The sequence below is a fragment of the Gemmatimonadaceae bacterium genome, from assembly GCA_037721215.1.
In the GTDB taxonomy this organism is placed as follows: Bacteria; Gemmatimonadota; Gemmatimonadetes; order Gemmatimonadales; family Gemmatimonadaceae; genus UBA4720.
Window position 1 is genome coordinate 1 of the sequence record JBBJNV010000021.1, and the last position, 25,716, is coordinate 25,716.

Genomic DNA, 25,716 nt, shown 5'->3' on the forward strand with positions numbered 1-25,716 from the left:
GCGGGGGATTTTTTACACCCCACAAGCTTTAATGCCAACTATCAATCAGCTCGTCCGGCAAAGTCGCCGCGACGTACCGAAGAAAGAAAAAGCGCCCGCGCTCAAGTCCAACCCGCAAAAGCGCGGCGTCTGCACCCGAGTATATACGACAACCCCGAAGAAGCCCAACTCGGCGCTCCGAAAAGTTGCCCGTGTCCGCCTCACCAATGGCTTCGAAGTCACCGCGTACATCCCGGGCGAAGGCCACAATCTGCAGGAGCACTCGATCGTGCTGATCCGTGGTGGTCGCGTGAAGGATCTTCCTGGAGTTCGGTATCACATCGTGCGGGGTTCGCTCGACGCCTCCGGCGTCAATGGACGCAACAAGAGCCGCTCCAAGTACGGCACCAAAAAGCCCAAGCCCGGCGCACCAGCTGCCGCAGGAAAGAAGAAATGAGCCGTCGCAAGAAGTCGGTAAAACGCCCGATTCTGCCTGATTCGCGGTACGAGAGCCAGACGGTTTCGAAGTTTATCAACGCCATCATGTATCAGGGCAAGAAATCCACCGCCGAGCGGATCTTTTACGGCGCGATGGATCTCGTAGAGACTCGAACTGCTCAGAGCGGCGTGACGATTTTCAAGCAGGCACTCACCAACTTGAAGCCGGCCGTCGAAGTCAAGAGCCGCCGCGTCGGTGGAGCGACCTACCAGGTTCCCGTCGAAGTCCGCCCCGATCGCCGCACCGCGCTGGCGATGCGCTGGCTCATTACTTTCTCGCGCGGTCGTGGGGAAAAGTCGATGGCAGAGAAACTCGCCGCCGAAGTTATTGCCGCGTCTAAAGGCGAAGGCAATGCGATCAAGAAGAAAGAAGACACACACCGCATGGCCGAAGCGAACAAGGCGTTCGCGCATTATCGCTGGTAGTCCATAGCTCGCTTTCGTAAGCTCGCGCCCCGCTTGGTGTTACTGCACTGAGGGGGGCGTTTTTGCATCCCTATCTCGATACCTGGTGTCCTGAGTTCTCGGGACGAGCGTCAGATCTATGAGCGCATCGACACGGCGTGATGCTTCAGTTCATTCGGCCAGGAAAGCCCGTCGAGAACGCGTTCGTCCAAAGCTTTTATGGGAGGTTTCGGGAAGAGTGCCTGAACACCGAGTGGTTTACGCTTGAGCGACGCGCTCGAGCCTTGGAGGAAGGATTACAACGAAACTCGGCCACACAGCGGCCTCGCTTTCCAAACCCCGAGGAGTATGCAAGAGAACTTAGAAGCAAGAGCAGGGACAACAACAACTCACCCCAACGACTCACAGCCTGAGTGACTCCGCACGGGGAGGAGGTCACACCGGTTGAGATCACCAGCCTTAGATTATAAAATTATGGAGATCACCAGAAAAGGACTCATTCCATTTTCTTATCATGCTGGCGTATTGTCAGCACAGTTAATTGCTCTGCCCCTATGAAACATTATGTGCAATACGGCTGTGGATTCAGCGCTCCGGCTGGCTGGGTAAATTACGATGCATCTCCCACCTTACGCATTGAAAAAATCCCTTTTTTGGGTCAATTGTATAAAAAAAACATTCAGCGTTTTCCGACCAATGTACGATACGGAGACATCATAGCAGGATTGCCCGAGAATGAAGATAGCTGTGACGGCCTGTATTGTTCGCACATTTTGGAGCACCTGTCTTATGATGATTTCAACAAGGCTCTGGCAAATACATATAAGCTGTTAAAGCCTGGGGGGCTGTTTCGGTGTGTAGTACCCGACCTTAAAAGTGCAGCGGAAAATTACCTCGAAAGTTTTGAGCAATACCCAAATCCGGCATCAGAGTTTTTGAAGGCAACCATGCTGGGCAAACGGCATAGAGACACAAGCTTGCGGGGCCTAATCAAATATTCTATGGGCAATTCAGAACACTTATGGATGTGGGATCAAAAGTCGTTAATTTTTGAACTTCAACAAGCAGGTTTCAAAAGTTGCAGGCCTTGCTGTTTTAATGACAGTGCGGATGAAATATTCAAACATGTGGAAGAAGCCGGCAGATTTGAAAACGCTGTTGCTATAGAATGTACAAAGTGAAACGTATTGCTATAGTTGACCTCCTCCCCGAGAGAGGAGCCATTTCGTAGGGTGTGAATCCTGATCTTGGTTCTCACCCCTTTCCTGGGTCAGGAGATCTGCAACTTTTCGAGCTGATCCCGGGCTGGGGTGAACAGGACCGACATCTGTGGCCCCGACGACGGAACGACCGTCTTTTCGTACACCGAATAACCGGGTGCTGATACTTCCAAAGTCATCTCCGCACCAGGAGTCAGATTCTCGAAAATGAAGCCACCGTCGTAGCCCCACGCGTCGCACGGCGTCGTCTGTGCGATACTTCTGGCCGACGGCCCGCCCTCGCACCTGTCGAACAGTCGCACCCTCAATGCACACGCCAGAACCATCAACCACCATCCCCCAAAGGAAAGCCATCGCGGGAGCGGTCGTAAAAAACCAGTAGTAAAGCTGAAGCTGTCATTGCCCCAAGTGCCTTGCCGCCAGCATCTTTGACCCCCGTCGTAACCGTCGCGGTTTAACTCCGATTAGCGGCTAGTGGCCCGTTGGGCGTAAAGGTCGCAATGCGAGTGCCGGCGTCGTACGTAACTGACCCGCAATTTGAGACGAAGGTCCGCCGGAAGAAAGGAAGAATGTCGCGCCGTTGATCGTTGACGCATTCATCGCTTCGCTGAACGCGACATTGACCGGCGACGTCGCCGGCACGTTCTCGCTGCCATTCGCCGGGGTCGAAGCGGTCACTGCAGGCGGAACGTCATCCGGCGGCGGTGGTCGTGGAGCAACTACAGGCGCCGTCACAAAAGTAGACGCAAATGATTGGGCCAGGGCCGCGAAGGGCGTTGGCAAGGCGATCGTTACCGCTACTGTAGATGGAAAAACCAGCTCACTTGCAGTCAACGTCGTTTCCCGAACACCCATCTCTGCCGTCGTGCGCGCAGCGATCCCGGTTGGTTTCCTGAAGTTGAACGGTTACACTCTGACTCTCCGGAGCGACGATGATTCGCTGACCCTTGGATCGACAAAGCTCTCGTCGTGGACCTTTTCGGGCTCGATGCTGTTGGCTGATACCGTGCAATACATTGCGCGCGGAGACACGACCGGCTCGGACGCCAGTTGGCCGAGCGCAATGATTGCAAACCGGGCCGACTTGCCCGCTTCAGTGTCAGTTGTCTTCATTCCGAAGACGGTTTCTCTCACGTCTGGAGCGTTCGCAGGCAGCGTGATCAGGACAGACATGTCGGACGCACTCTATCGCTGTGGCAGACCCGGCGATCAGTGCGTGAACGGATTCTATCCCGAGACATTTCGCACCGGCGTTGAAGCGTGGCCCTCATTTCCCGTACCGGTTGCTGTTACCGGCTTCGACCCGGCCGACTCCGCGACGATCTGGAGTGCGCTCAAGGCGATGGAAAGCGCAGTTGGACGTCAGTTGTTCGTACCCGTCAGCGAACACGATCCGGCGAATCGCATCACCGTGCGGATTGGCAATACCTACGGGTTCGCTGGCTACGCCCGTTGGCAGTTCAATACGTCCGACCAGATAACCGGCGCTTCGGTCTCGTTCAGAAGTGCCGGCGTCGTGTCACGGTCGCTCGTCCAGCACGAGTTCCTCCACGCTCTCGGATTTTCGCACACTTGCTCGTGGCCGTCGGTGATGGGCGGATATGGATGCGTTCCCGCGCCGGAGATGTCGTCCGACGACGTGGGCTATTTCGTCCTCGCCCAAGCCATTCACGACGCGGAAACACCTTTACGAATGGCGAACGGGCTGCTCCCCTGCGGCGCGATGAGCATTGGTGCGACGAGTCACGTGACGCAAAAGGTCAGCTGCGTGGGTGACAATTGGAAACCACCAATGGAAACGGAAGAAGCGAGGCTCCGGCAGGCGCGCACGATTGGAAGCGTCACAGCGCAGCGAGACTCGGCACCATAAACGGGGGGATCCAGCCAAAGGAGCGCGAACCTGTCTTCACGTTTCCCCCCCGGACCGCGCTGCCACCTTACGTCAGCAGCATCGTGAACCGGGACGGTTGTAGCGGGTATCGGCCCGATCCCGGGCGAACTCATCGCGCGTAAGCACGGAACTGCCTCCGTGATACTCACCCATGTGCGCCAGATACCGATCGTAGTCAGGGGCACCCAATATCGTGCGGACCGACCGCGCGATACTGGCGAGGGTTTGCGCGAGTCGGTCCATCACCGGGCCGCGCTCCTCGCCGGCACCCGCGACGGCAGGTACCTCTCGAAGATCTCGAAGATCCGCCGGTACTCATCCGTCCACGACGACGGTCGCACAAACCCATGGTCCTCGACCGGATACACCGCAAGCTCCCAATCCTTCTTGCCAAGCTCGATCAGACGCTGGCTCAGCCGAACGACATCCTGAAAATGCACGTTCGTATCGACCATGCCATGCGCGATCAACAGCGGATCCTCCAGACCCTCGGCAAAGTAGATCGGTGACGACCGGCGATACGCGAGCGTGTCCGTCTGCGGGAAATTGAGAATCGCCGAGGTGTAGCCGTTGTTGTAATGCGCCCAGTCAGTGACACTGCGTAGCGCAGCACCCGCGCCAAAATCCTTCGGGTGCGTGAACAGTGCCATCATCGTGATGAATCCGCCGTAGCTGCCGCCGTAGATACCCACCCGCTCGGGATCTATCGAATACTCCTTCCGAAGGTATCGCGACGCATCGACCTGGTCCTGCAAATCGCGGCCGCCCATGTGCCGGAAGATCGCCGTCCGCCAGTCTCGCCCATAACCGTCCGATGCCCGGTAGTCGAGATCGAGCACCACGTAACCTTTTGACGCGAGATACTGATTGAACATGTACTCGCGCGGATACGACGACCAGAAATTGCCGACATTATGCAGGTAGCCCGCGCCATGGACGAAGATCACGCCGGCACCGTTCGGCTGAGCGCCCATGTCCCTGGGACGATAAATGTGAGCCGGCACCATTGCGCCATCGGAGGCCGGAATCATCACGATCTCCGGCTCGATCCACTTGAACGACAGCCACTCCGAACTCGGCGACACCGTAAGCTGTGACATCGCCGCACCCGGCCGGTTACGCATGAGGAACAGGTCGGGCGGACGGTTCACGAAAGAGTAGACATCGGCTATCCATTCGCCGTTGGGCGATAAGACTGCTGCGTGACCCCCCGACCGCGTCGTGATGCGCTCGCGGGCGCCGCCCGCTACGGACATCCGATAGAGCTGCACCTCGAATGGCGACACTTCGCTGGTGTGCAGGTAGAACGACTTTCCATCCGGAGAAAGTTCTGCACCCCTCACCTCCCACTTTCCGCGGGTCAGCTGGCGGCGATCGGTTCCATCCGCGGCTACTGTGTACACATGCGCGAAGCCATCGGCTTCGGACACGTACCAGAACCTTCGTCCTGCGTCATACCATCCGCCGCATCCGCCGCATGGGCCGCTCACCCACGCAGAGTCTCGAAGAGTCTCCAGAGTGACTATCCTGCCGGTGGACGCATCGATTGACTGGAGCAGCCGCACCTTGCTGTCGCCGGTGAACGCATAGAACGCGGCCCGCGTTCCCGCGTCGTTCCATCCGAGCAGTTGCACGAATCCATTTGCCGTATCGGAAGGAAATGGTTTCAGCCACTGGATCGATCCAGCTGACAATGAGACAAGTCCCACACGTCCCTTGCCTTCGGCGTCACCCACTTTCGTTCGGCTTCGGATATCCTCTGTGAAACCGCTCTCGGTAACGTAGCGCGGTACGTCGGTGACCCGGTTACCCTGCACGGGAATTCGCGTCGAGATCAGCAGTCCCGTTCCCGCCGGCGAGACCGACAGCGAGGCGATTTCCTCTCCCCGCATCGTGTAGTATGCCTTGAGGCCGCGACCTTCCCGCTCCAGCCGCTCGGCCTTCTGGATGCTGTCCAAACGTACGCGGTCGCGGATGGCCTCGAACAACTCACGCTGCTGTTGCTCGAGGCGTCCGCGCTGTCCGGTGGGGCGCGCGGAATCCACCGGCTCGGGTCCGCTTCGAAGGTCCGTGACCTGCCGGATTACCCCGCCCTGCATCTCCAGTGAAAACACGTTGTTGTCGCGGACAAAGAAAACCTTGCCTGCATCGACAGAAAATTCGGGACTGCGCTCCCGCGCGATGGTCTGGGTCAACCGACGGGTGGTGCCTTTCCGCAGATCCGTCAGGTAGAGGTCACCATCGTATTCCACTACTGCCATTCGGTTGTCTCGCGATCGGTCACCGCGAGTGACCATTCCGCCCACTGAATCGAATTGCGCCGGCGACACTCGCTCCGGTTTTGAGCCGGCCGCGGCCCGCACGCGATACCGTTTTGGCGTTTCACGCCAGTCACTGCCCGGAGCAACCCAGGTGAAGTATATCCAGCGGTTATCAGCGCTCCACCGAACGTCGCCGGGAGGCCGGCCGTACAGCTCGGGACCCCGCATGATATTTCTGATGGAAAAATCGAACGCCGCCGGCTGTTGTGCGGCGAGCGGAGCGGCAAAAAGAATCGCGAACAGAGCTTTGCGCATTTATGAAATGGATTGAGGTGAGAGGGATCCCGTCAGGCCCGACGCATATAGACTTCTGCGCTAACGCCGAGGGGGCTCGGTGGAATTCGAATGGACTTTTGCACAGGCACAAAAGGGCCGCATTTACCCGCCGGCCGTCGCATCGATGGCGAAATCACGCAGGTGGCTGAATTGCACTTCGGTGCTGACCGGCCGCTTCCGTCCACTCAGAATCCGGGCCCATTCAACTGCCGAAGCAACGAGAATCACCAGTACCGAAACCATGAAGAAGCCGGCGACCGCGGCGTCGAGACGATCGTTGAAAATCATTCTGCGCGCGGCTTCGATGGTTTGAACGCCGGGCGGAAGATTGCCGGCCGCAATGAAGCCTTCGAGCATTCTGGCATGTGAAAGGAAGCCCAGCCTTGGATTGTCTGAGAAAATCTTGAGCCAGCCACCGGTCAGCGTGATGACCGTGAGCCATGATAACGGAAGGATCGTCGTCCACGCGTAACGTGCCTTGCCCATTTTGATGATAACAGTCGTGCCCACACAGAGCGCGACAGCGGCGAGCAGCTGATTGGAGAGCCCGAACAGTGGCCAGAGAGAATTGATTCCTCCCAGCGGATCCATCACGCCCTGATAGAGAAAGTATCCCCACATTGCCACGAAAACGGCGCTCGAACCGACGACTGCGGGATACCACGAAACGCGACCTATGGGAGCCCATATATGTTTGCCCAGATCCTGCAGCATGAACCTGCCGACCCGCGTCCCCGCGTCGAGCGTCGTGAGAATGAACAAGGCCTCGAACATGATGGCGAAGTGATACCAGAGTGCCATCGCACCGCTGCCGCCGAACACCGACGAGAAGAGGCTGGCCATGCCGACCGCCAGGCTCGGAGCGCCGCCCGTTCGTGAGAGCAGTGATGTTTCTCCCACCTGGCGCGCGAGTGATTCCATCTCGCCCGGTGCAATGCTGAATCCCCACGTCTGAATAGCCGCCGCTGCGCTCACCGCGGTCGTGCCCAGCGCCGCAACCGGAGCGTTTATGGCAAAATAGACTCCGGGTGTCAGCACGCACGCCGCAATCAGCGCCATCACAGCAACGAGTGATTCGGTGAGCATCGCCCCATAGCCGATCATCCGTGCGTCGGTCTCCCGTGCGATGAGCTTGGGAGTCGTTCCGGAAGCGACGAGCGCGTGGAACCCGGAAATCGCACCGCACGCGATGGTGATGAACACAAAAGGAAAAACCTTGCCGGCGAAAACGGGGCCCGTCCCGTCAGTGAACTGCGTCACTGCGGGCATTTGGAGCGGTGGCAGGACGATGAGAATCCCAAGCGCGAGCGCGATGACGACGCCGATTTTCACAAACGCCGAGAGGTAATCGCGCGGCGCGAGCAGCAACCAAACCGGCAGCACCGACGCCGCAAAACCGTACCCCATGATAAGCAGAGCGATGGTGGGCCCGCTCAACGTGAAGATCGGCGCCAGCACCGGATTCTCCGCCACCCAGCGGCCGGCATATAGCGCAAGGATCAGCAGGACAACTCCGATTGCGGATGCCTCGAGTACGCGGTGCGGACGGAGCCAGCGCATGTAGCCGCCCATCAGCATCGCGATCGGTATAGTCAAGCCGATGGTCACGACTCCCCACGGGCTCGATTTAAGAGCGTTGACGACGACCAGCGCCAGCACGGAGATCAGAACAATCATGATGCCGAGAACAGCGACAAGCGCGGTGTATCCCGCAACGGGGCCGATCTCGTCCTTTGCCATCTGGCCGAGCGACTTGCCGTCGCGGCGAAGAGATGAACAGAGGATAACGAAATCCTGCACTGCTCCGCCCACCGCCACTCCGACGATGATCCAGAGCGCGCCCGGCAGAAAACCGAACTGCGCCGCGAGGGTGGGGCCAACCAAGGGCCCCGGGCCGGCAATCGCGGCGAAGTGATGCCCGTAGACAATCCACTTGTTGGTGGGTGTGTAATCCCGGCCGTCGTTCAGCCGGACCGCCGGAGTGGCGCGCTGGTCGTCGAGCTCAAACACCTTTGCGCTGATGAAACGACTGTAGATGCGGTACGCAATGATGTACGTGCACACGGCGGCCGTCAGCAACCACGCGGCGTTCACCGACTCGCCCCGGGAAAGCGCGAGCCATGCGAAACTGGCTGCGCCGAGCAGGGCCGTCAGCACGAGCAGAATCGGCTCTGTTATCTTGCGCATGAGGATGGAAGGCTGGAGTGAGGCGGTGAAAATGCTCAACGGTTATGTTTCCCGCAATCACATCATGTCCTCCCTGACGAACGTCTTCTCAGCGCTGCTTTTTTCCGCCGTCGTCATGCAGGGTTGCGGCGGCCCGCGGCCGGCAGAAAGTGGGGCTGCCAATCCACTGCCGGTGCAGCCGCTCGCATTCATGGCGGGGCGCCCGCTGGTGATTCTTCCCGTGCAGCATGTGTCGGTTCAGGACAGCGCCGCCTGGGCCGTCGACCTGGCGCGACGGGGCGAGTACGAGGAGCTGAGAGACCCTACGCGGCGCGCCGCGTTCCTGGTTTCGGTGGATGAGCGAATCGCGGCCGAGCTCACCGAGCGGGGTCTGGAGAAAACGTGGACCTTCGCGCCGGCGATCGTCGAAGCGGCCGGACGAAGCGGCGGAATTGTCGGCGACCCCCGGGCGATTTCGTCGGCCGGCCTGCGCCGTCTCATAAAACCGTCGGACGACCCACTTGGCCAGCCGCTCGCATCCCAAATTCGATCGATGGCCGCTTTCAGAGATGCGCGCTACGTACTGCTGCCTGTCGAGCTTCGGGTGGGAAACCGTGGCGGGCTCCGGCAGGGCACGTTGCGAACCTATCTGATTGACACTCGGACATCACGTGTGGTGTGGTCTGGCGACATTACCGCAGACGGTAAGGCCTCGTTGCGGCCCGGTGTGGCAGACGCCATCGCGACAGCGCTGGCGGATCTCGCAGTGGCTCGGTGACGAAGGGATGACGACAGTGTTTCACGTATCCGATCTCCATTTCGGCCGGCCCGCTGTCCCCGCCCAGATCGAGGCGATCGAGGCGCTGATTCAGACCGAGAAGTTCGACGTCGTCGCCATCTCCGGTGATCTGTCGCAACGGGCGCGGGCGGGCGAGTTTCAGCGCGCGGCAGTGTTCATCCGCGATGCAGAGCGAGTGAGTCGCACGATCACCGTGCCCGGGAATCACGACGTGAAATGGTGGCGAGCCCCGATGGGGGTTGGCGGCGTTCGGAAGATGTACGACAACTACGTTCGATTCATCTCGGCCGACCTGGAGCCGGTGCTTCGGGTCCCGGACGTGACCCTGGTGGGGATAAATACATCGCATGGGGTTACTTCACGGACGCTGACTTGGAACATGCGGGACATCTCGATCATCGGCGATATCCGGCGCGAGCAGTTTGATATCGCAGAGGCTGCCTTCGCGACGGGAGAGCCGGGTAATGCGCGGGTAATCGTAATGCATCACAACCCCGTGAAAGGTGAGCTATCGAAGCGCCACGGGCTCAAGAACACAAGAAAAATTCTGGGCGCGTTCGCCGCGATGGGGGTGGACCTCATACTGTGCGGTCATGACCACCAGGAGTCGGTGCACTACGTCGAGCACACAAAAAAAGGCACTGTGATTTCAACGGCCGGAACAGTGTCCAGCAGATCACGCGGGGGCCGGCCTTCGTCAGTGAATGTGATCGATATCGGAGCTGATACCATCGATGTCACGACACGAATCTGGTCGAGCGAAAGCATGACCTTCGTCGCGGGGCCCCACCGCTGCTTCGAGCGTTAGGCCGTTTCCTAGGATTTCGGAGAGTCCAGGAACAGCTCTCGCTCGAGCTGGAAGCGCCGCCGCGTAACGGAAGAGAACTTCAGTTGCGTCTGATGGCGCTGGGGCTGAACGACGGATATCAGTGTCAGTTGACGAACAACAGGACAGTGGTCGTCAGCTTCCGCAACCGCGTGCTTCGCGTTCACAGCGGATATCTGAATGCGCCTGACAACATTCTTCGGGCGATCGTTGTGTTCGTACAGGGCCGCACGAAGGCCGATCGGGCGGCTGCGCGTCGCGTTCTGCTTTCGCATGAGCTGTCGCACGAGCACCATCTCAATCCCCGGAAACGGCGCGCCCGCGAACGAACGCATCGGGACGATGAACGGTGGTCAATCGACATGGCTCACCATCACGCTGCTTTCAACGACGCGAAGTTCAGCGGCGAGCTCAGGTCAATCCCGATCAGGATCTCGCGGAGGATGAAGAGCCGGCTCGGGCATTATACATGGAGCGGGCCAAGGGGGCGGGGAGCCGAAATCGTCATCAGTCGCAGACACATCGGACTTCATCGGCGGGAGGAAGTGCTGCATACCCTGCTGCATGAGATGGTTCACCAGTGGCAGGATGAGCAGGGGCAGCGCGTCGATCACGGACGGGGATTTCGCGCAAAGGCAAGGGCTGTCGGCATTGCTCCGAAGGCTTGTCGGGAGGTCGCATAAAGGGAGGAGCGGGACGTGGGGGCGGGCTCGCCTCCGCTATCTTTCGATCATGCCAACATCCGACATTTTCAATATCGACTCCGCTCTTTCCGAGGAGGAGCGCGCGGTTCGTGACAGCGTCCGCCAGTTCGTTGACGATCAGGTTCTCCCGGTCATCGGCAAGTGCTATGTGGAAGGGCGATTCCCGAAGGAAATCATCCCGCAGATGGCGGAGCTCGGTATGTTCGGCGCGAATTTGCCGGAGGAGTACGGTTGTGCGGGGCTCAACAATGTCGCGTATGGCCTCATCATGCAGGAGCTCGAGCGCGGGGACTCGGGGGTAAGATCTTTCGCGTCGGTGCAGGGCGCACTGGTGATGTATCCCATTTATGCGTTCGGAAGCGAGGAGCAGAAGAAGCACTACCTGCCGAAGATGGCAAGCGGCGACATCATCGGATGCTTCGGCCTTACCGAGCCGGACTTTGGATCGAATCCGTCCGGGATGATCACGCGTGCCCGCGAGCAGGCCGACGGAAGCTGGGTGTTAAATGGCGCAAAGATGTGGATCACGAACGGCTCGTCGTCGCAGGTCGCGATCGTCTGGGCGAAAGTCGGCGAATCGAAGGACGACTCGGCCATTCGCGGATTCATCGTGCCCACCGATACGCCGGGCTTTTCATCGAAGGATCAGAAGGGCAAGCTCTCGCTCCGCGCGTCCGACACCAGCGAGCTGGTATTTCAGGATGTTCGCCTGCCAGCCGACGCCATTCTTCCGAAGTCCGGCGGACTCAAGAGCCCGCTGATGTGCCTCACGCAGGCGCGATACGGAATTTCATGGGGTGCGATCGGCGCGGCGATCGCCTGCTATGAAGAAGCGCTGGCGTACGCCGGTAACCGGATAATGTTCGGCCGTCCGATTGGGGGTTTCCAGCTTCAGCAGGAACGTCTCGCCAACATGATCACCGAGATTGTGAAGGGGCAGCTGCTCGCGCTTCACCTTGGTCGGCTGAAGGATGCAGGGACCTTCACGCCCCAACAGGTATCGCTGGCCAAGCGCAACAACGTCAACATCGCAACGGACATCGCGCGCGAGGCACGGCGCCTGCTTGGCGCGAATGGAATCCTCGCCGAGTACGGCGCGATGCGGCATATGGCAAACCTCGAGAGCGTATATACGTATGAGGGGACCCATGACATTCATACGCTGATCGTCGGCCAGGCGGTGACGGGACTGGCCGCGTTTGAGTAGCTGGTGGTGCTCGACGCATACGAGTCGGGAGGCGCTGGCCGGAATGGCTTTCCCTCGGTGCTGACGCTCTGCTGACGCATGGTTCTTAGCTTTCGCCAAATGACGGAGGCAGCACCTTCCGAGCGGAGCGAAGACAGGACGGGGCCTGGGCAGGAATCTGCCAGGCCCCGCTTTGCACCGCGGAGCGGCGGAACTAGCGCGTAAATTATCGGCTTTTGAGCACCACGAGCAGACCGCTCCCAACGCCCCGCTCTCCGGCTTCATCAGAAGGCCGATTGACTACCTTGCCATGGATCACCATTGTCGTCGATCCGCCCCCATCGAATGCCATTGCTTCGTACGCTCCAAGCTTGAGCATCATGCTCGCCACCTCTGTGAGCGACATGCCGGCGTCGGACCTTCGGCGACCATCAACCGTGAAAAGAAAAAGTTTTGTGCTGTCTCGGGAGAACCCGATTGCAGTTCGCGGATGTCGGCCTGCGGAGAATCGCGGAAACGTGCCTTCCGCGATATCGGCGTATTCGGCGACACTGTTCCCGTGCCGTATCAGACGCGGCCAGCCGCCTACAACTGTTCTCAGACTTCCCCGGTCCGGCGTCAGCCGGGCGACGATTCTCACGGTTCCGCTCCGCCTCGCCAATGCAGTCACGAATGCGCGGCCTTGCCCTCCGGCAGCAATTGCATATTCGCCGTAGAGGCGCGCCGACCGCCCCTCGAGGGGTCGTCCTGCAACGCTAAGAACCATGGTGTCCCCACGCATTGCCGTCAACTTCAGGGCGACTGACAACATGCTGGTCGTTGCAGAGTCGACTGGGATTGAATCGCCGATCGAGGGAGTGTAGAGCACAACGGCGTTTGTGTCCTGCCTGAAGTTGATGCCGTCCAGCCGTGCTGCGCGCCGGCCACGCTCCAAAATCTTCGCGTCGAGACCGATGCGGTCGATGAACGGCCTGTTCTTCCAGTCCATGCCGAACTGCGAGTGCAGGTTGTCGTAAGTGTCATACGGTGAATCGGTCGTGCGCACACCCTTCCACAGCACTCCTTCCACCATTACGTTGTTCTCGCTTTCTCCGGTTCCAATCTTCACGTTGAAGAAGTCGCCGTTGACCCCCGCGACGGCAGCTCCGGGGCCAGTGTAGCGCGTCACCATTGATGTGACTTTCTCGCGCCCGCGGAACTTGTTATTCGAGCGCACCCCTCTCAGGGAAATCCCGGGCGTGCGCAGATCGACCTCGAGAACGGGCATGCGCCATGGACCGCTGTTCACTACGAGTCTGCGGTGAACCACCCCGGGTCCAACCAGCTCGAGGGTAGCCGTATCCCACGCCTGTGCTCTCGCAACCGCCGGTTCGCACAGAACGACTACTGCCAGCAACATCAGCTTGTACATGTTGCTCAACGCCTTCAGCTATGTCGCAAGCAAATCATACAATCGCGAGCGGAGCAAGCAACCTTAACTCGCCTGTCGAAGATCATGGAGTGTCCGCTGGCCCAAAAACCTCACTCGATTTCGAAGTAATCTGAATCGACCCGCTTGATGTCCAGACGCTTTGCTGTGGTCACTCCGATATCGTGATCAATCATCAACTCCGCCAGCTGAGCCCCGTCGATCAGAACTATCGTCGTCGGAATCGATGCGGAATATGCGCGGGCCTCCGAGCTGAAGGTCGATGACGTGATGAAGACTCCTTTTCTTGCACGTTGTCCCTGAAGAGCTCCAGCAAAACGCTGAATGTCGGGGCGGCCGACTGTGTTCTGCCAACGCTTTGCCTGGATGTAGATCGTCTCAAGACCGAGGCGGTCTTCCTTGATCACTCCGTCAATACCCTCATCGCCTCCGCGACCGACAACGATACCGGCGTCGTCCTGGGGCCCACCATATCCCATTGCCTTGAGGAGGTCGACTACTAACTTCTCAAAACTCGCGGGCAACATAGCGGCGATGCGTTCCCGTAAGTCCGCAGCGAGAGCCTTTCGCAGTTGATCGTAGCCCTCGCCGATCAGGTCATCTGGGGTTCTGGTGTCTCGAGTCGCTGGTTCACCCTCAACAGTTCCGTTACCTGGAACCGCGGCTGTTTCCGAATCTCGTTTCCCGCTTCGGAACGCAACGTATTCGGGAAACTGATTCAAAACAGAAAGTGTGACGGCCGATGGACTAGAATCGAGCATCTGCCGTCCGCGAGTTGTAAGACGATAGACGCCGCGTCGAGGAGACTCGATCAGACCGGCCATCTTAAGATGTGATTTGGCCCACCCGATTCGGTTCGCGAACTTAGGCGCCAAGCCGCTAGGAATCCTCATCGCAACCTCCTCAGAGGTGAGGCCGACATGAGCCGCTAGCGCCTCGACAGACGCAGGACCGTTCTGTTCTCCCCGTTCAAGATGACGTAGCAGGGGGAGCATGACGGTTTGAAAATCGGGGATTGGCATTTAGAGAATCTTCAGCAGACTACTTCGCATGTCCAGCTAACATACATTGCACCGCGATGAATGACTTCCCCGTCAGGCGGAATACAGCACTTCTCGCGGCCGCGATGGCCATGCAGTCTGCAACGTTCCAACTCAGCGCGGCCATGTCGTCGATCACGTTCGTCCTGGTCACCGGAACCACCAGTCTGCTCGGTCTCGGGCCAGCTCTGACAATGGTCGCCGCCGCTCTCACCGCCCTGCCCGCTGGCCGTCTCATGGACCGCGTCGGTCGCATACCGGTGCTCGCGGGCGGATTTCTCGCCGGAGCGTCAGGCACTGCGCTCCTGAGCCTCGGTGCGCACACCCACTCTGCCCTCGCCGCCATTCCCGGCTTCATTCTGCTCGGCGCTGCTGGAGCAACCGGGCAGCTAGCCCGTGCCGCGGCAGGTGACATGTACCCCGCGTCACGCCGCGCCCGCGGAATCGCCTACGTGCTGTTCGGATCGGTGTTCGGGGCGATACTGGGCCCGCTGGTATTTGCACCGATCTTCAGGGGCCGTGAGTTATCCGCACAGACACTCGTGCTTCCATGGCTCGCGGCAAGCGCGATGATGCTGATCGCTTTCCTGATCGTGATAAATATCCGGCCCGATCCAAAGCGTATCGCAGAATCGATCGAGAAAGGCGATTCAATACCACCATCCCCTGCGTTGGCCGCGTCGCCACTTGCAGCAATTCTCCGGCGCCCGGGCGTTGCAGTCGCCCTCATAGCGGGAGTGGTGAGCTTCGCGATCATGGGCGCTGTCATGAATCTCACCGGATACGTCGTCGTGCAGCATCTGCATCATCCGCAGCATATGGTGTTTCCAATTATTGGCGCGCACGTCCTCGGCATGTATCTATTCATGCCGGCAGTCGGATGGGTCGTTGACCGTGCGGGGCGCACACGCACCCTTGCAGCGGGCCTCGCGATACTCGCCGTGTCCACTGCCGGGCTCACGTGGTCCGAGTCTGTCGTTCCAGTAGCAATACTTCTCTTCGGTCTCGGACTGGGATGGAATTTGTCATTTGTGGCTGCAACCAGCCAGCTCGCCGATCTCGCCTCGGCGACGGAGCGTGGCAAGCTCCTCGGCTTCAATGACCTGCTTGCCGGGCTCAGCGCATCTGTACTCGTACTGCTCGGCGGCTTCGTTCTGGATGACTACGGCGTGGCCGCGCTCTCGCTGGGCGCATCCGCCATAGCGGTTGCACCAATTGTCTTCATATTGATGTCTGGTCATTCTTCGACCGCGCAGTCTCAAGCTTGATTTCGTCCGTCGACTCAACCACGAGGTACCGATGCCGCTTCTAATTTCTCTCGTTGTCCTGATGCTGGGCACGCTGGCTGTTCCAGCGGCGGCATTGCAACAGCAACCAGGCAGAGTTATGCCGGGGGTCGAGGTACTGCTCCGCGATTCGCTTCACTTGCTTAGAGGCAAGCGGGTCGGGCTGATCACCAATGCCTCCGGACGCGATCGTAAAGGCACGAGCACCGTCGACCTCCTTCACCGTGCGCCCGGAGTGAAACTCGTTGCACTGTTCGGCCCGGAGCATGGCCTCCGCAGTGCAGCCGAAGCTGGGGTCCCGATAGCAAGTGCAGTCGATTCGGTGACTGGCGTTACAATACACTCGCTCTATGGTTCGACATACACGCCGTCTGCAGCAATGCTGGAGCCGTTGGATGTCCTCGTGTACGATATCCAGGATGTTGGCGCGAGAGTGTACACTTATCAGTGGACAATGGTAATAGCTGCTGCTGCGGCAAAGAAAGCTGGCAAGCGTTTCATCGTTCTCGACAGACCCAATCCGATTCGCGCCGACAAGTTTCAGGGCAATGTGCTCGACCCGAAGTTCGCGTCGTTTGTCGGTTACCAACCTGTGCCGTTGCGGTATGGTTTCACTCAGGGTGAGCTGCTTCGCTACCTCGTGGGAAAAAAACTGGTTAACGCCGATATTACGGTGGTGCCGATGGCTGGGTACCGGCGCTCGATGTGGTGGGAAGCCACAGGCATTCCATGGATCAACCCCTCACCCAATCTGCGGACGATGGACGCAACGATTTTGTACCCTGGAACAGTCATGTTCGAAGGCACGAACGTTGCCGAAGGGCGCGGAACCGAGGATCCATTCCGGTTTGTCGGAGCAAGCTGGATGATGGACGCAGCCGCTATTGCCAGCGAGTTGAACGCAAAACGCCTTGCCGGTGTCAGGTTCACCGCTACAACCCGGAAACTGACCCCGACTGCGCGGAAGTTCGCCGGCGAAACGATCCCGATGATTGAGGTTGTTGTAACAGATCGTGACAAGGTGGACGGTATCGAAGTGGGCGTTCACATGCTGCGGGCGATCTACAAGCGACACCCTCGTGAATTCAACTGGCTCGTGCCGAAGATCGACCGGCTGGCCGGAACCGACCAGTTGCGGAAGGCAGTCGAAAAAGAGGGAGGAGTAGAACGGCTGCTCGCACAGTGGAAAAAAGAATCGGCCGCCTTCGAGGTCGAAGCGCGGCCGTTCCTTATCTACAAGTAGAACACCCTCGTCCTAGAACTCCACTTTCGTTCCGACCTGAGCGCGGCGCGCGCCAAACGCTGCATTTGCAACACCGAAGGTTGAAAGCGCATTGCCCGCCGCGTCTTTCTGCCGTCCAAAGAATCCGGCGACGTTGTTGGTATTGAAGACGTTGAACACTTCGCCGGTCAACCTGATCGTCATTCCGCGTCCGTCGAAGAATTTCTTCCCGACGCGTATATCCAGGTTGCGATACCAGTTCTCCCACGAGCCATCCGGGCGTGCAGTGCGCTCGCCCGTAACGCTCCCGTCCGGCAGAAAGTCGTCGGCGAAATTATCATCCTTGTTTACATCTACTCCAAGCGTTACCGCGTACGGACGCGGACTGGCGAGCGTGATGATACTTGCTAGCTCGAAACCCCACTTCAGTGTCGCGACTTCGGACAACACGAAGCGGTGTCGCTCATCACCCGCCGTGCGCTGCATGTTGTACGTTTCGCGGAACGGATATGCCGGCGCAGTCACAGCATCGTACTCTGCGTTATAGAAACCGAGCGTATAGGAGAGATTGGTGAGCACCGCTGCGCGGCGATACCCGAGTGACATCACCAGTGCGTCAAACTTTGCGCGTCCGAAGTCATCCCAGAGAATGATGTCACCGTACTTTGGCGTGAGATTGCGGGCGTTGCGGGTAACATCGCGATAGTTCGGGTTGAGCCGCGTGTAAAGGTGCCGCACATCCTGATGTATGTAGTCAGCGTTGAGCGCGAGATCAGGGGACATCTGATGACCGATTCCGAGCGAAAGCTGACGGTTCTCGGGAGCCTGCATCTTGTTCTTGACCAATACGATATTCGGAGTCGTAGCGATCTGGCCCGAGACCACTCGGGCGCGAAGTGCGGCAACGTCGCGTGTGCCCGGGTTGCTGATTGTGTAGGTTCGCCACGATGAAGCGAGCTTCTCCTGGAAGCCGATGAAGCTGGGAACACGATCGTAGATAATCCCCGCTCCGCCGCGGATGAACGTGCGGTTCATACCTGTCGGATCCCACGAGAACGAAACGCGGGGCGAGAAATTGTTGAGATCGTTCTTGCGGTCGCCGCGGTTGATGTAATTCGCTAGTACTGTCCTGTTGGTAATAGCGGTATCACTCGCCCACGGCACTGTGAAATCGTTGTTGAGTGTGTTGAGCTCTGCGTCGTAACGCACGCCGAGGTTGAGTGTAAACGTCGGCTTGAGGCGCCACTCATCGTTGAGGTACACTCCCGTCACCCACCCCGACGCCTCGGCCAGCGCGTCGGCCGTGCCTTCAGTGGTTGGAAAGCCGACACCGACCGTCGCCTGGTTTGGAACAGTGCTCGAATCCACTCCAAATCTGAATGAGCCGTCCTTGAAATTCGGCGAAAACTGATCGGCTGCGATGTGGCTCAGCTCCACCCCGGCCTTGAAGAGATGGCTCCCACGCCAGTTGTCACGCGTGAAGCTTGCGCGGTCGATGAAGCGCAGGTGCCGCTCATTCAGCTTGAGTGGAAACGTGGCGGTACCGATGACCAGGCTCGGGTAGTTGAGCTGCGGTCCCGGAACGAGCTGCCCTTCGGTGTGGTTCCAGTTTACGAGCTGCAGGCTCAACTCGTTCAGGGAGTTCGAAGTCGGAAGGTATCGGTGTCTGATCTGCGCCACGTTGACGAGATACGCCTGATCGATTCCTGCCTCCTGCGACGTTGTACCCCCGAAGTTCGACTCACCAGCCATCTTGCGAATTGCCCACTCCGCATCGAACGTGCTTTTGGGACTCTGTTCGTAGGTGAGTCGCCCGAATCCGGTGTGATTCAGGTTCGGAGCTTTCTTCGCACCCCGGTACGAATCCCAGATCGCCGGGTTGAACGCTGGTCTGCCGGGAACAACGTCGATGAAGTTGTTGGTGTTGGTGACTTCGTAGTTCAACGCGTAGAAAAGGCGATCCGGCCTCAGTGCTCCTGAAACGTTTGCTCCGAACTGCTGCCTGCTGAAGTTCGGCGTTGCCTTCTGAAATATTGTTCGTGCAATCATGTCCTTGTTCTGCATGTAGCCGAATACGGAACCCTTGGTGTCGTTGGTACCGCGATTCGACACCGCGCTTATCACGTAGGCACCGGCGTGTGAGTACTCGGTGTCGTACGGGTTTAGGAATACGCGAAACTCCTGAACCGATTCCTGCGGCAGCGGCGCGCCCGTCTGCGGAATGCCAACCAGGTTTCCATTGAACAGCGACTTCAGCTCGATCCCGTCCATGTAGAAGTTGATGAACCGCAGATCGGGCACCGCCCCTGCTGACGGAAGTGCGCGGCCCGCCTGCGGCGCGAACGCCTTGATCCCCGGTGTGATGGCCGCGAGGGTCATGATATTGCGGTCGATTGTCGGCAGATTCTGAATCTGCTCGCGCACCACTGGAGCGGACACGGACGTTTTTTGCACTTCAACGTTGGTCATGTGCTCGCTCTTGACCATCACTGAGCCGAGCTCCGTCGCAGCCCGATCAAGAGAAAAAACCAGATTCGCGCGTTGCCCGATCAGCAACTCGACATTCTGACTTTCCGGCGCGAAGCCGAGCGCACGAATGGTGACTGTATATCGTCCGGGGGACAGGCCGAGAACGCGGAATCCGCCGAGTGCATTCGAGCGTGTATTTCGGAGTGTGTTTGTGGAAGGCTCCGTTACAGACACCTGAGCGTTGGGAATGACCTCACCATTTGACGCCTTCAGCGTGCCTTCCAGTTGAATTGTAGTTTGCGAGAAGGCTGCCGAGAAGGGAGTTACGAGTGCCGCTATCAGCACTGCAGCGCAAATGAGGAACAGACGATTGTTCATCGGGGGCTCTCACTGGAAAGGGAGATCGGGCTGTGGATTGGGTTCTATGGTAGGAGCAATGCCGGGATGAGTCAACGGCATTTCGCGTGTGGTGCAACCGAAGTCTGAGCCAAAGCTGAGCCAGGGATGATGCTGGAATGAGTTGGAAATGAGGGGCGACGCCGAGTATACGCGTGTTACTCCAGGGCAAGAGTATGACGGTTGCCCTCAAACCCCTTATTAAAGGACAAGGACCAATGATCCGCACCAGATTCACTTCGGTCGGCAGAACCAGCCTGTGTTCGCCCGTTCGCCCCGCCGTGGCCAAGCTGTCGGTCGCCCTCGCCCTCGCGCTTCCAATAGCGGGTTGCAGCGAGCGTGAGCAGCCAGTCGCACCTTCGTCGGCCACGGAGTCACTCACTCCCCGCTTCACCCCGAGTTCGGGAACGGCGTCGATGCTGCGTGCCCGTGCGACCTTCGACGGCCCGTTCAGCATTGAACGGGAAACCGGCGACTGGAAAATGAAAATCGATTCGGATCCGTTGGATGTAGCTGTTCAGACCATCGTTTTCAATGCCGGCTCACAGAGCGGGTGGCACACGCACCCCGGCCCGGTTTTCATCATGGTCGTTGAGGGGGAGATTGCGTTCTACGAATCTGACGATCCGACTTGCACTCCGATAATAAAGAGAGCAGGAGAGGGTTATCTGGACGTCGGGGACCACGCCCATCTCGCGCGGAACGAGACCCTGCACCCGGCACGGAACATCGTGACTTACTTCACTCCGGTTGGCGCGGCGCTCCGTATCGACGCTCCCAAACCCGGAAACTGCCCGTTCTAGCAGCAGGGCAGGAGAATCCTCTCCTGCTCAATCACCGTGACCGAGGAAGGGTATCATGTACGCAAAGACCCGCAATTCGCTCGCCCACGCCTTCCTCGGCCCGGCATGTGACCCGTCCCGCCCGAATTCGCTGACGAGAGCCATCACTCGCGGTATCGATTACAAATTTGCTGCCCTGCTGCTGTCCGCCGCGGTTCTGAGCCTCGGCTGCGGTGACTCAACGGGCCCGGCTACTGGAGCCGTTGCAGTTTCTGTATCAACTACGGGTGCGGCCGTCGACCTGGATCCTGATGGCTACTCGCTGAGCATCGACGGCGGGACAGGTCAGGCCGTTGCGGTCAACAGTGCGGTAACGCTGGCTGACTTGCCACCGGGCAATCATCTCGTAAGGCTCGATGGCCTCGCACCAAACTGCTCGATCCAGGGCAGCAACCCGCGTTCCGTGGATGTCATCGCCGGCCGGGAAGGGCGCTCGACCGTATCCGTGTCGTTCTCTGTAACGTGCATTCCGAGGTCAGGGAGTATGCGGATCACGATTACGACGACTGGCGTCGATCTCGATCCGAACGGCTATCACGTGTTTCTGCGCCGGACTGGCAAGGTCTTAAGCAGTCACCGGACGAAAGGTCCGGTCACATTTTCCGCGTTAGCTCTTGGAAGCTGGGAACTGATATTTTATGACGTCGCGGCAAATTGTGACGTCGTCATGCCGAACCCGCGTACGTTTACGATAAGCGAAGCTGATCCTCTTGCGGTCGCCGTCGACATCGTGTGTGAGGCACCCAGGCTGCTGGCGTTCGTGCATGGCGAAGGTCTCAATGCAGAAATCCATGTAGTAAATTCCAACGGAATAGGTGGCAGGCAGCTCACCGTCAACGGGGTTGAGGACCTGGATCCCGCCTGGTCGCCCGATGGCCGCCGCATTGCCTTTACCAGCGCGCGCGACGGCAACCACGAGATCTACATAATGAATGCGGACGGCACGAGCCCGGCGCGCCTCACCAACGTACCGGCCTCCGACTCCCGCCCGTCCTGGTCGCCCGATGGCACCAGGGTCACGTTCGCGACCATGCGCGACGGAAACTCCGAGATCTATGTGATGAACGCCGACGGCACGAACCCGGTGCGGCTTACCAGCAACGATGCATTCGACGGCGACCCCACGTGGTCGCCCGACGGCCGCAGAATAGCGTTCCGCAGCCAACGCGAGGGGATAAGGGCGATCTGGCTCATGGATGAGGACGGCTCCCGCCCTATGCGCATCACGTCGCCTATTAGCGTGGACGACCGTCAGCCGGCGTGGTCCCCCGATGGAACCAGGATCGCATTCTCACGCGGTGGTGGCATCGTCATCATGAACGCCGATGGTTCAGGCCTGATATCGCCTCGGTCGCTTGCCGAAGAAGAAGAAGATCCCTCCTGGGCCCCGAACGGCCGGAAGATAGCAATCTCGACAAATTCATTCTATTACGGGCGCGAGCTCGACGTCATCAATCTTCAGGGTACACCGTTCAGCCGGGTGACATCCCTGCAGCCAGTGTCCAATCCGGTGTGGCAACCGTGAAGATCGCCGTGTGGGCGAGACGAATTCCCCTCGCGGCACTCCTCACTGCAGCCTGCGTGGGCGAGCCCTCAGCTCCTCGGCGGCCCGACGCTCCAATAATTGTCGTCTCGCTTGTAGCAGAGAATCCGTGGAACGTGTTGAGCGCTGTCATGTCCGTCCGTGTATCGCAGGCCGACAGCGTTCGGGTACAGTTCAATCTCGCTGAAGCCGCACCCGGTGACAGCGTCACACCTGCTGTCATGACAATCGCGGATTCGGCGGTCATTCCCGTGCTTGGTTTGCTGCCTGAACGCCGCTATGTCCTGCGTGCGGTCGCATTCGGGCCAGGGGGCACCGTAAGCGGCAACCCGATCGAATTTACCACTGGCGCATTGCCTGCCGATCTTCCCCGGTATGCCGCAAGCGGGGTCGATCCTTCCCGTGGCTACGCTGTGTTCGCGGCCGGAATGTATGGCGTGGTAATCGACAACACGGGACGCGTCGTCTGGTACCGACGCTTCGCCGGCAACGGTCCGGGGCTCAGCTTCATGGCGGAGCCCAACGGCCGGTACGTCGCGCGGCCCATGACTCCGGATCCTACGGATATCGATTCATGGGTTGAGATCGACCCGCTCGGCAACAGTGCCCGAACGCTGGGCTGTGCGCTCGGTCTTCAGCCGCGCCCCCACGATCTGATCGCCGAAACCGATGGCAGCTACTGGCTCATGTGCGACGAATCCCGCACGATGGACCTCAGAGCGGACGGCGGCGTCGCGGCCGCAAGGGTCACCGGCACGAGCGTGCAGCACGTGAGTGCAGACGGGGCGCTCCTGTTTCGATGGAGTCCGTTCGACCATTTCGCGATCACTGACGTTGCGCCAGCCGAACGCACAGGGCCGAACGTAAACTGGACTCACGGGAATGCGCTCGAATTCGACACTGACGGGAATCTCATCGTGTCGTTCCGTAATCTCGATGAGATCACCAAGATCCATGCAGGTACTGGCGCTGTGATGTGGCGCATGGGCGGACGCCGGAATCAGTTCACGTTTGCGGGCACACCGTTACCGGCGTTCACCCATCAGCACAGTGCACGAATATCGTCACCCGGCAGGCTCCTTCTCCTGGATAACGTGGGCAACCCGGCTGAATCCCGAGCCGAGCGTTACGCGCTTGACGAGGTCGCTCGGACGGTTCGCCTCGATCATTCGTATGGCTCGGCCCCCGGTGTGGTAACGCAAATCGGGGGCAGCGTGCAGACCCTGCCAGGCGGGCGCACCCTGGTATCGTTCGGCACGGCTGGCCGGGTGGAGGAGTACGACGAGACGGGCCGCGTCACCTGGCGAATCGACGGCAATGCCGGTTATGTCTTTCGTGCGCAGCGAATCCTCTCGCTGTATTCTCCGGGGGTGGGCACAGCGCGCTGAACAGCGACTGATGATCTGGCTGAGTACTCTGCACCCTGTGGCCCGCTTCTGGTATCTTTGTGTGAAATCTTTCACATGGGGAGAAGCGGCTTGAAAATCGCCGTGTGCGTGAAGCGCGTTCCAGACATGGACGTGCGTTTCAGAATTGCCGGAGACGGGGCGTCGCTCGACGAAACCGGCATCAAGTTCGATCTCAATGATTTCGATGCGTGGGCCGTCGAGGCCGCGCTGCAACTGAAGGAGAAAGCGGGGGATGGGGAAGTCGTCGTCATTTCCCTCGGGCCAACCCAGGCCCAGGAGACGATCCGCAAGACCCTTAGCATGGGCGCCGACCGCGGAATACATCTCCAGACGGACAGAATTCCTTTCGATGGTTTCGCGATCGCTACTGCGCTCGCCGCGGAGCTGAGGGACGGCGGCTACGATCTCATCCTCTTCGGAAAACTTTCGCCCGATTCCTCCAACGGAATCACCGGCCCGATGGTGGCGGAACTACTCGATCTCCCCTGTGTCACCGCCGTTTCCGGGCTGGAAGTTTCTAATGGCCGCGGCACAGCCAAGCGCGAACTCGAGGGTGCTCAGGAGATGATGGAGTTTCCGCTTCCAGCGGTCCTTACCATTGATGAAGGTCTCAACAAGGCGCGTTATCCATCGCTCAAGGGCATCATGGCCGCCAAGAAAAAACCGCTCGAATCGAAACCGGCGTCGCTTGGAGATCCGAAAGTCAAAATCGAAAAACTCGAGCTGCCGCCGGACCGGGCCGGCGGACGCATCGTCGGTGAGGGTGCCGCAGCAGTGCCGGAGCTCATCCGGCTTCTCCAGACTGAGGCCAAGGTACTCTGATGGCGAACATTTTTGCCTACGCTGAAGCACGCGGCGGTGAGCTGCGTAAAGTCGCGCTCGAAACAGTAACCGCGGCCCGCAAACTTGCGGACGCAACGGGCGGCGAAGTACATGCTCTCCTGGTAGGTGCAGCAGGGATCACCGCCAAGGCGACGCTGCTCGCGGAGCACGGCGCCGATGTGGTGATGGTCTGCGAGCATGAAGGCTTTACACATTACAACCCCGAAGCGGCGGCCGCACTGGCCGCGGAACAGATCGGGAAGGGTGGATTCAAAGCAGCGGTTTTCTCAACCTCCGCGCAAGGGCGGGATCTCGCCCCACGAATCGCAGCCAAGCTTCAGGTTGGTCTGGTGACCGATTCGATTTCGGTGGAGATGAACAACGATGTGCTACTTGCCAGGCACCCGATGAACATTGGCAAGGTCATCGCAACTGTGGCGATCGCGAGCACTCCGGCGCTGGTTTCGATTCGGCCCAATACCTACTCACCCGTGGCCAATCCGAAAGCGGGTCGCGTCGAGAACGTGTCGCCAGTGGCAGATCCCTCGGCCTCTCGCGTTGTGGTAACGGAGATGATTGAAGGCGGCAAGGGCAAGCTCGATCTGGCAGAGGCACCCGTCATTATCGCTGGCGGTCGTGGGCTCAAGTCCGCGGAGAACTTCAGTATTGTCGAAGATCTTGCTGCTGCGTTCGGCAACGCTGCTGTAGGAGCGACCCGCGCTGTGACCGATGACGGATGGAGACCGCACAGTGACCAGATCGGACAGACTGGCCGGCTCGTGAGTCCCGATCTTTACATCGCCGTTGGAATTTCAGGTGCAGTGCAACACCTGGCGGGCATGCGCACGTCCAAAACAATCGTCGCCATCAACAAGGACAAGGATGCGCCGATCTTCAAGGTCGCCGACTATGGAATTGTGGGCGACGTACTCGAGATCGTGCCGGCACTGACCGCAGCCGTGCGCGAAGCTCGCAAGGGGCACTAGG

Annotated in this window: 22 protein-coding genes and 1 pseudogene; 16 read left to right on the plus strand and 7 right to left on the minus strand. The window is 59.4% G+C overall.

Annotated elements, in window-relative coordinates; all coding sequences use genetic code 11:
• The first annotated feature begins 31 nt into the window (after positions 1-31).
• From rpsL to WKF55_11995, 4 genes and pseudogenes are all read left to right on the plus strand, one after another.
• Entirely contained in the window at positions 32-436 is a 405-nt protein-coding gene (gene rpsL / locus WKF55_11980) for a 30S ribosomal protein S12 (protein ID MEJ7760294.1), read from the plus strand.
• Positions 433-903 (plus strand): 30S ribosomal protein S7, encoded by a 471-nt coding sequence (gene rpsG, locus WKF55_11985; protein ID MEJ7760295.1) that lies wholly within the window; start codon positions 433-435, stop codon positions 901-903. Before rpsL ends, rpsG begins: the two co-directional genes overlap by 4 nt.
• A 92-nt stretch (positions 904-995) precedes the next feature.
• Positions 996-1,299 (plus strand): annotated as a pseudogene (locus WKF55_11990) (transposase).
• 137 nt (positions 1,300-1,436) lie between these two features.
• Positions 1,437-2,063, plus strand: coding sequence for a methyltransferase domain-containing protein (locus WKF55_11995; protein MEJ7760296.1), 627 nt, complete (start codon positions 1,437-1,439; stop codon positions 2,061-2,063).
• A gap of 89 nt (positions 2,064-2,152) precedes the next feature.
• Here the strand turns inward: WKF55_11995 and WKF55_12000 are convergent, their stop codons facing one another.
• Entirely contained in the window at positions 2,153-2,428 is a 276-nt protein-coding gene (locus WKF55_12000; protein MEJ7760297.1) for a hypothetical protein, read from the minus strand.
• A 254-nt stretch (positions 2,429-2,682) separates the two neighbouring features.
• Between WKF55_12000 and WKF55_12005 the strand changes: the two genes are divergently transcribed.
• Positions 2,683-3,972, plus strand: a complete 1,290-nt coding sequence (locus WKF55_12005; protein ID MEJ7760298.1) for a hypothetical protein — start codon at positions 2,683-2,685, stop codon at positions 3,970-3,972.
• A 72-nt stretch (positions 3,973-4,044) separates the two neighbouring features.
• Here WKF55_12005 and WKF55_12010 read toward each other — a convergent pair whose 3' ends face one another.
• From WKF55_12010 to WKF55_12020, 3 genes are all read right to left on the minus strand, one after another.
• Entirely contained in the window at positions 4,045-4,236 is a 192-nt protein-coding gene (locus WKF55_12010; protein ID MEJ7760299.1) for a YbdD/YjiX family protein, read from the minus strand.
• Positions 4,236-6,569 (minus strand): prolyl oligopeptidase family serine peptidase, encoded by a 2,334-nt coding sequence (locus tag WKF55_12015; protein ID MEJ7760300.1) that lies wholly within the window; start codon positions 6,567-6,569, stop codon positions 4,236-4,238. Before WKF55_12015 ends, WKF55_12010 begins: the two co-directional genes overlap by 1 nt.
• Positions 6,570-6,692: 123 nt before the next feature.
• Entirely contained in the window at positions 6,693-8,777 is a 2,085-nt protein-coding gene (locus WKF55_12020; GenBank protein MEJ7760301.1) for a carbon starvation CstA family protein, read from the minus strand.
• A gap of 25 nt (positions 8,778-8,802) precedes the next feature.
• Between WKF55_12020 and WKF55_12025 the strand changes: the two genes are divergently transcribed.
• The 4 genes from WKF55_12025 (at position 8,803) to WKF55_12040 (ending at position 12,292) form a co-directional block, all read left to right on the plus strand.
• A complete protein-coding gene (locus WKF55_12025; protein MEJ7760302.1) occupies positions 8,803-9,534 on the plus strand; it encodes a hypothetical protein in 732 nt (243 codons plus the stop codon).
• Between the two features lie 7 nt (positions 9,535-9,541).
• A complete protein-coding gene (locus tag WKF55_12030) occupies positions 9,542-10,363 on the plus strand; it encodes a metallophosphoesterase (protein ID MEJ7760303.1) in 822 nt (273 codons plus the stop codon).
• Between the two features lie 92 nt (positions 10,364-10,455).
• A complete protein-coding gene (locus tag WKF55_12035; GenBank protein ID MEJ7760304.1) occupies positions 10,456-11,064 on the plus strand; it encodes a SprT-like domain-containing protein in 609 nt (202 codons plus the stop codon).
• A gap of 49 nt (positions 11,065-11,113) precedes the next feature.
• Positions 11,114-12,292 (plus strand): acyl-CoA dehydrogenase family protein, encoded by a 1,179-nt coding sequence (locus WKF55_12040; protein MEJ7760305.1) that lies wholly within the window; start codon positions 11,114-11,116, stop codon positions 12,290-12,292.
• A gap of 205 nt (positions 12,293-12,497) precedes the next feature.
• Here the strand turns inward: WKF55_12040 and WKF55_12045 are convergent, their stop codons facing one another.
• Together WKF55_12045 and WKF55_12050 are read right to left on the minus strand one after the other, a co-directional pair.
• Positions 12,498-13,682 (minus strand): phosphodiester glycosidase family protein, encoded by a 1,185-nt coding sequence (locus WKF55_12045; protein ID MEJ7760306.1) that lies wholly within the window; start codon positions 13,680-13,682, stop codon positions 12,498-12,500.
• A gap of 110 nt (positions 13,683-13,792) precedes the next feature.
• Positions 13,793-14,722, minus strand: coding sequence for a restriction endonuclease (locus WKF55_12050; protein MEJ7760307.1), 930 nt, complete (start codon positions 14,720-14,722; stop codon positions 13,793-13,795).
• Positions 14,723-14,778: 56 nt separating this feature from the next.
• On the opposite strand from WKF55_12050, the gene WKF55_12055 reads away from it, so the two are divergent.
• Together WKF55_12055 and WKF55_12060 are read left to right on the plus strand one after the other, a co-directional pair.
• Positions 14,779-16,008 (plus strand): MFS transporter, encoded by a 1,230-nt coding sequence (locus WKF55_12055; protein MEJ7760308.1) that lies wholly within the window; start codon positions 14,779-14,781, stop codon positions 16,006-16,008.
• Between the two features lie 31 nt (positions 16,009-16,039).
• Positions 16,040-17,269, plus strand: a complete 1,230-nt coding sequence (locus WKF55_12060) for a DUF1343 domain-containing protein (protein ID MEJ7760309.1) — start codon at positions 16,040-16,042, stop codon at positions 17,267-17,269.
• A gap of 12 nt (positions 17,270-17,281) precedes the next feature.
• On the opposite strand, the gene WKF55_12065 is transcribed toward WKF55_12060, so the two are convergent.
• Complete coding sequence (locus WKF55_12065) at positions 17,282-20,095, minus strand: carboxypeptidase regulatory-like domain-containing protein (GenBank protein ID MEJ7760310.1); 2,814 nt, start codon at positions 20,093-20,095, stop codon at positions 17,282-17,284.
• 236 nt (positions 20,096-20,331) lie between these two features.
• Between WKF55_12065 and WKF55_12070 the strand changes: the two genes are divergently transcribed.
• The 5 genes from WKF55_12070 (at position 20,332) to WKF55_12090 (ending at position 25,715) form a co-directional block, all read left to right on the plus strand.
• Positions 20,332-20,916, plus strand: coding sequence for a hypothetical protein (locus tag WKF55_12070; protein MEJ7760311.1), 585 nt, complete (start codon positions 20,332-20,334; stop codon positions 20,914-20,916).
• A 55-nt stretch (positions 20,917-20,971) separates the two neighbouring features.
• On the plus strand, positions 20,972-22,480 hold the full coding sequence (locus tag WKF55_12075) for a hypothetical protein (GenBank protein MEJ7760312.1): 1,509 nt from the start codon (positions 20,972-20,974) through the stop codon (positions 22,478-22,480).
• A complete protein-coding gene (locus tag WKF55_12080) occupies positions 22,477-23,886 on the plus strand; it encodes an arylsulfotransferase family protein (GenBank protein ID MEJ7760313.1) in 1,410 nt (469 codons plus the stop codon). The genes WKF55_12075 and WKF55_12080 overlap by 4 nt, the downstream gene beginning before the upstream one ends.
• 90 nt (positions 23,887-23,976) lie before the next feature.
• Positions 23,977-24,729 carry an electron transfer flavoprotein subunit beta/FixA family protein gene (locus WKF55_12085; GenBank protein ID MEJ7760314.1) on the plus strand — a complete coding sequence of 251 codons (753 nt, stop codon included), beginning with the start codon at positions 23,977-23,979 and terminating at the stop codon, positions 24,727-24,729.
• Complete coding sequence (locus WKF55_12090) at positions 24,729-25,715, plus strand: electron transfer flavoprotein subunit alpha/FixB family protein (protein ID MEJ7760315.1); 987 nt, start codon at positions 24,729-24,731, stop codon at positions 25,713-25,715. The genes WKF55_12085 and WKF55_12090 overlap by 1 nt, the downstream gene beginning before the upstream one ends.
• Position 25,716 lies beyond the last annotated feature (1 nt).

Bases quoted from the DNA above. Each gene is read 5' to 3' on its own strand.
- rpsL (MEJ7760294.1), top strand. From the start codon at position 32: ATGCCAACTATCAATCAGCTCGTCCGGCAAAGTCGCCGCGACGTACCG.
- rpsG (MEJ7760295.1), top strand. From the start codon at position 433: ATGAGCCGTCGCAAGAAGTCGGTAAAACGCCCGATTCTGCCTGATTCG.
- WKF55_11995 (MEJ7760296.1), top strand. From the start codon at position 1,437: ATGAAACATTATGTGCAATACGGCTGTGGATTCAGCGCTCCGGCTGGC.
- WKF55_12000 (MEJ7760297.1), bottom strand. From the start codon at position 2,428: ATGGTTCTGGCGTGTGCATTGAGGGTGCGACTGTTCGACAGGTGCGAG.
- WKF55_12010 (MEJ7760299.1), bottom strand. From the start codon at position 4,236: ATGGACCGACTCGCGCAAACCCTCGCCAGTATCGCGCGGTCGGTCCGC.
- WKF55_12015 (MEJ7760300.1), bottom strand. From the start codon at position 6,569: ATGCGCAAAGCTCTGTTCGCGATTCTTTTTGCCGCTCCGCTCGCCGCA.
- WKF55_12020 (MEJ7760301.1), bottom strand. From the start codon at position 8,777: ATGCGCAAGATAACAGAGCCGATTCTGCTCGTGCTGACGGCCCTGCTC.
- WKF55_12030 (MEJ7760303.1), top strand. From the start codon at position 9,542: ATGACGACAGTGTTTCACGTATCCGATCTCCATTTCGGCCGGCCCGCT.
- WKF55_12035 (MEJ7760304.1), top strand. From the start codon at position 10,456: ATGGCGCTGGGGCTGAACGACGGATATCAGTGTCAGTTGACGAACAAC.
- WKF55_12040 (MEJ7760305.1), top strand. From the start codon at position 11,114: ATGCCAACATCCGACATTTTCAATATCGACTCCGCTCTTTCCGAGGAG.
- WKF55_12045 (MEJ7760306.1), bottom strand. From the start codon at position 13,682: ATGTACAAGCTGATGTTGCTGGCAGTAGTCGTTCTGTGCGAACCGGCG.
- WKF55_12050 (MEJ7760307.1), bottom strand. From the start codon at position 14,722: ATGCCAATCCCCGATTTTCAAACCGTCATGCTCCCCCTGCTACGTCAT.
- WKF55_12055 (MEJ7760308.1), top strand. From the start codon at position 14,779: ATGAATGACTTCCCCGTCAGGCGGAATACAGCACTTCTCGCGGCCGCG.
- WKF55_12060 (MEJ7760309.1), top strand. From the start codon at position 16,040: ATGCCGCTTCTAATTTCTCTCGTTGTCCTGATGCTGGGCACGCTGGCT.
- WKF55_12065 (MEJ7760310.1), bottom strand. From the start codon at position 20,095: ATGAACAATCGTCTGTTCCTCATTTGCGCTGCAGTGCTGATAGCGGCA.
- WKF55_12070 (MEJ7760311.1), top strand. From the start codon at position 20,332: ATGATCCGCACCAGATTCACTTCGGTCGGCAGAACCAGCCTGTGTTCG.
- WKF55_12075 (MEJ7760312.1), top strand. From the start codon at position 20,972: ATGTACGCAAAGACCCGCAATTCGCTCGCCCACGCCTTCCTCGGCCCG.
- WKF55_12090 (MEJ7760315.1), top strand. From the start codon at position 24,729: ATGGCGAACATTTTTGCCTACGCTGAAGCACGCGGCGGTGAGCTGCGT.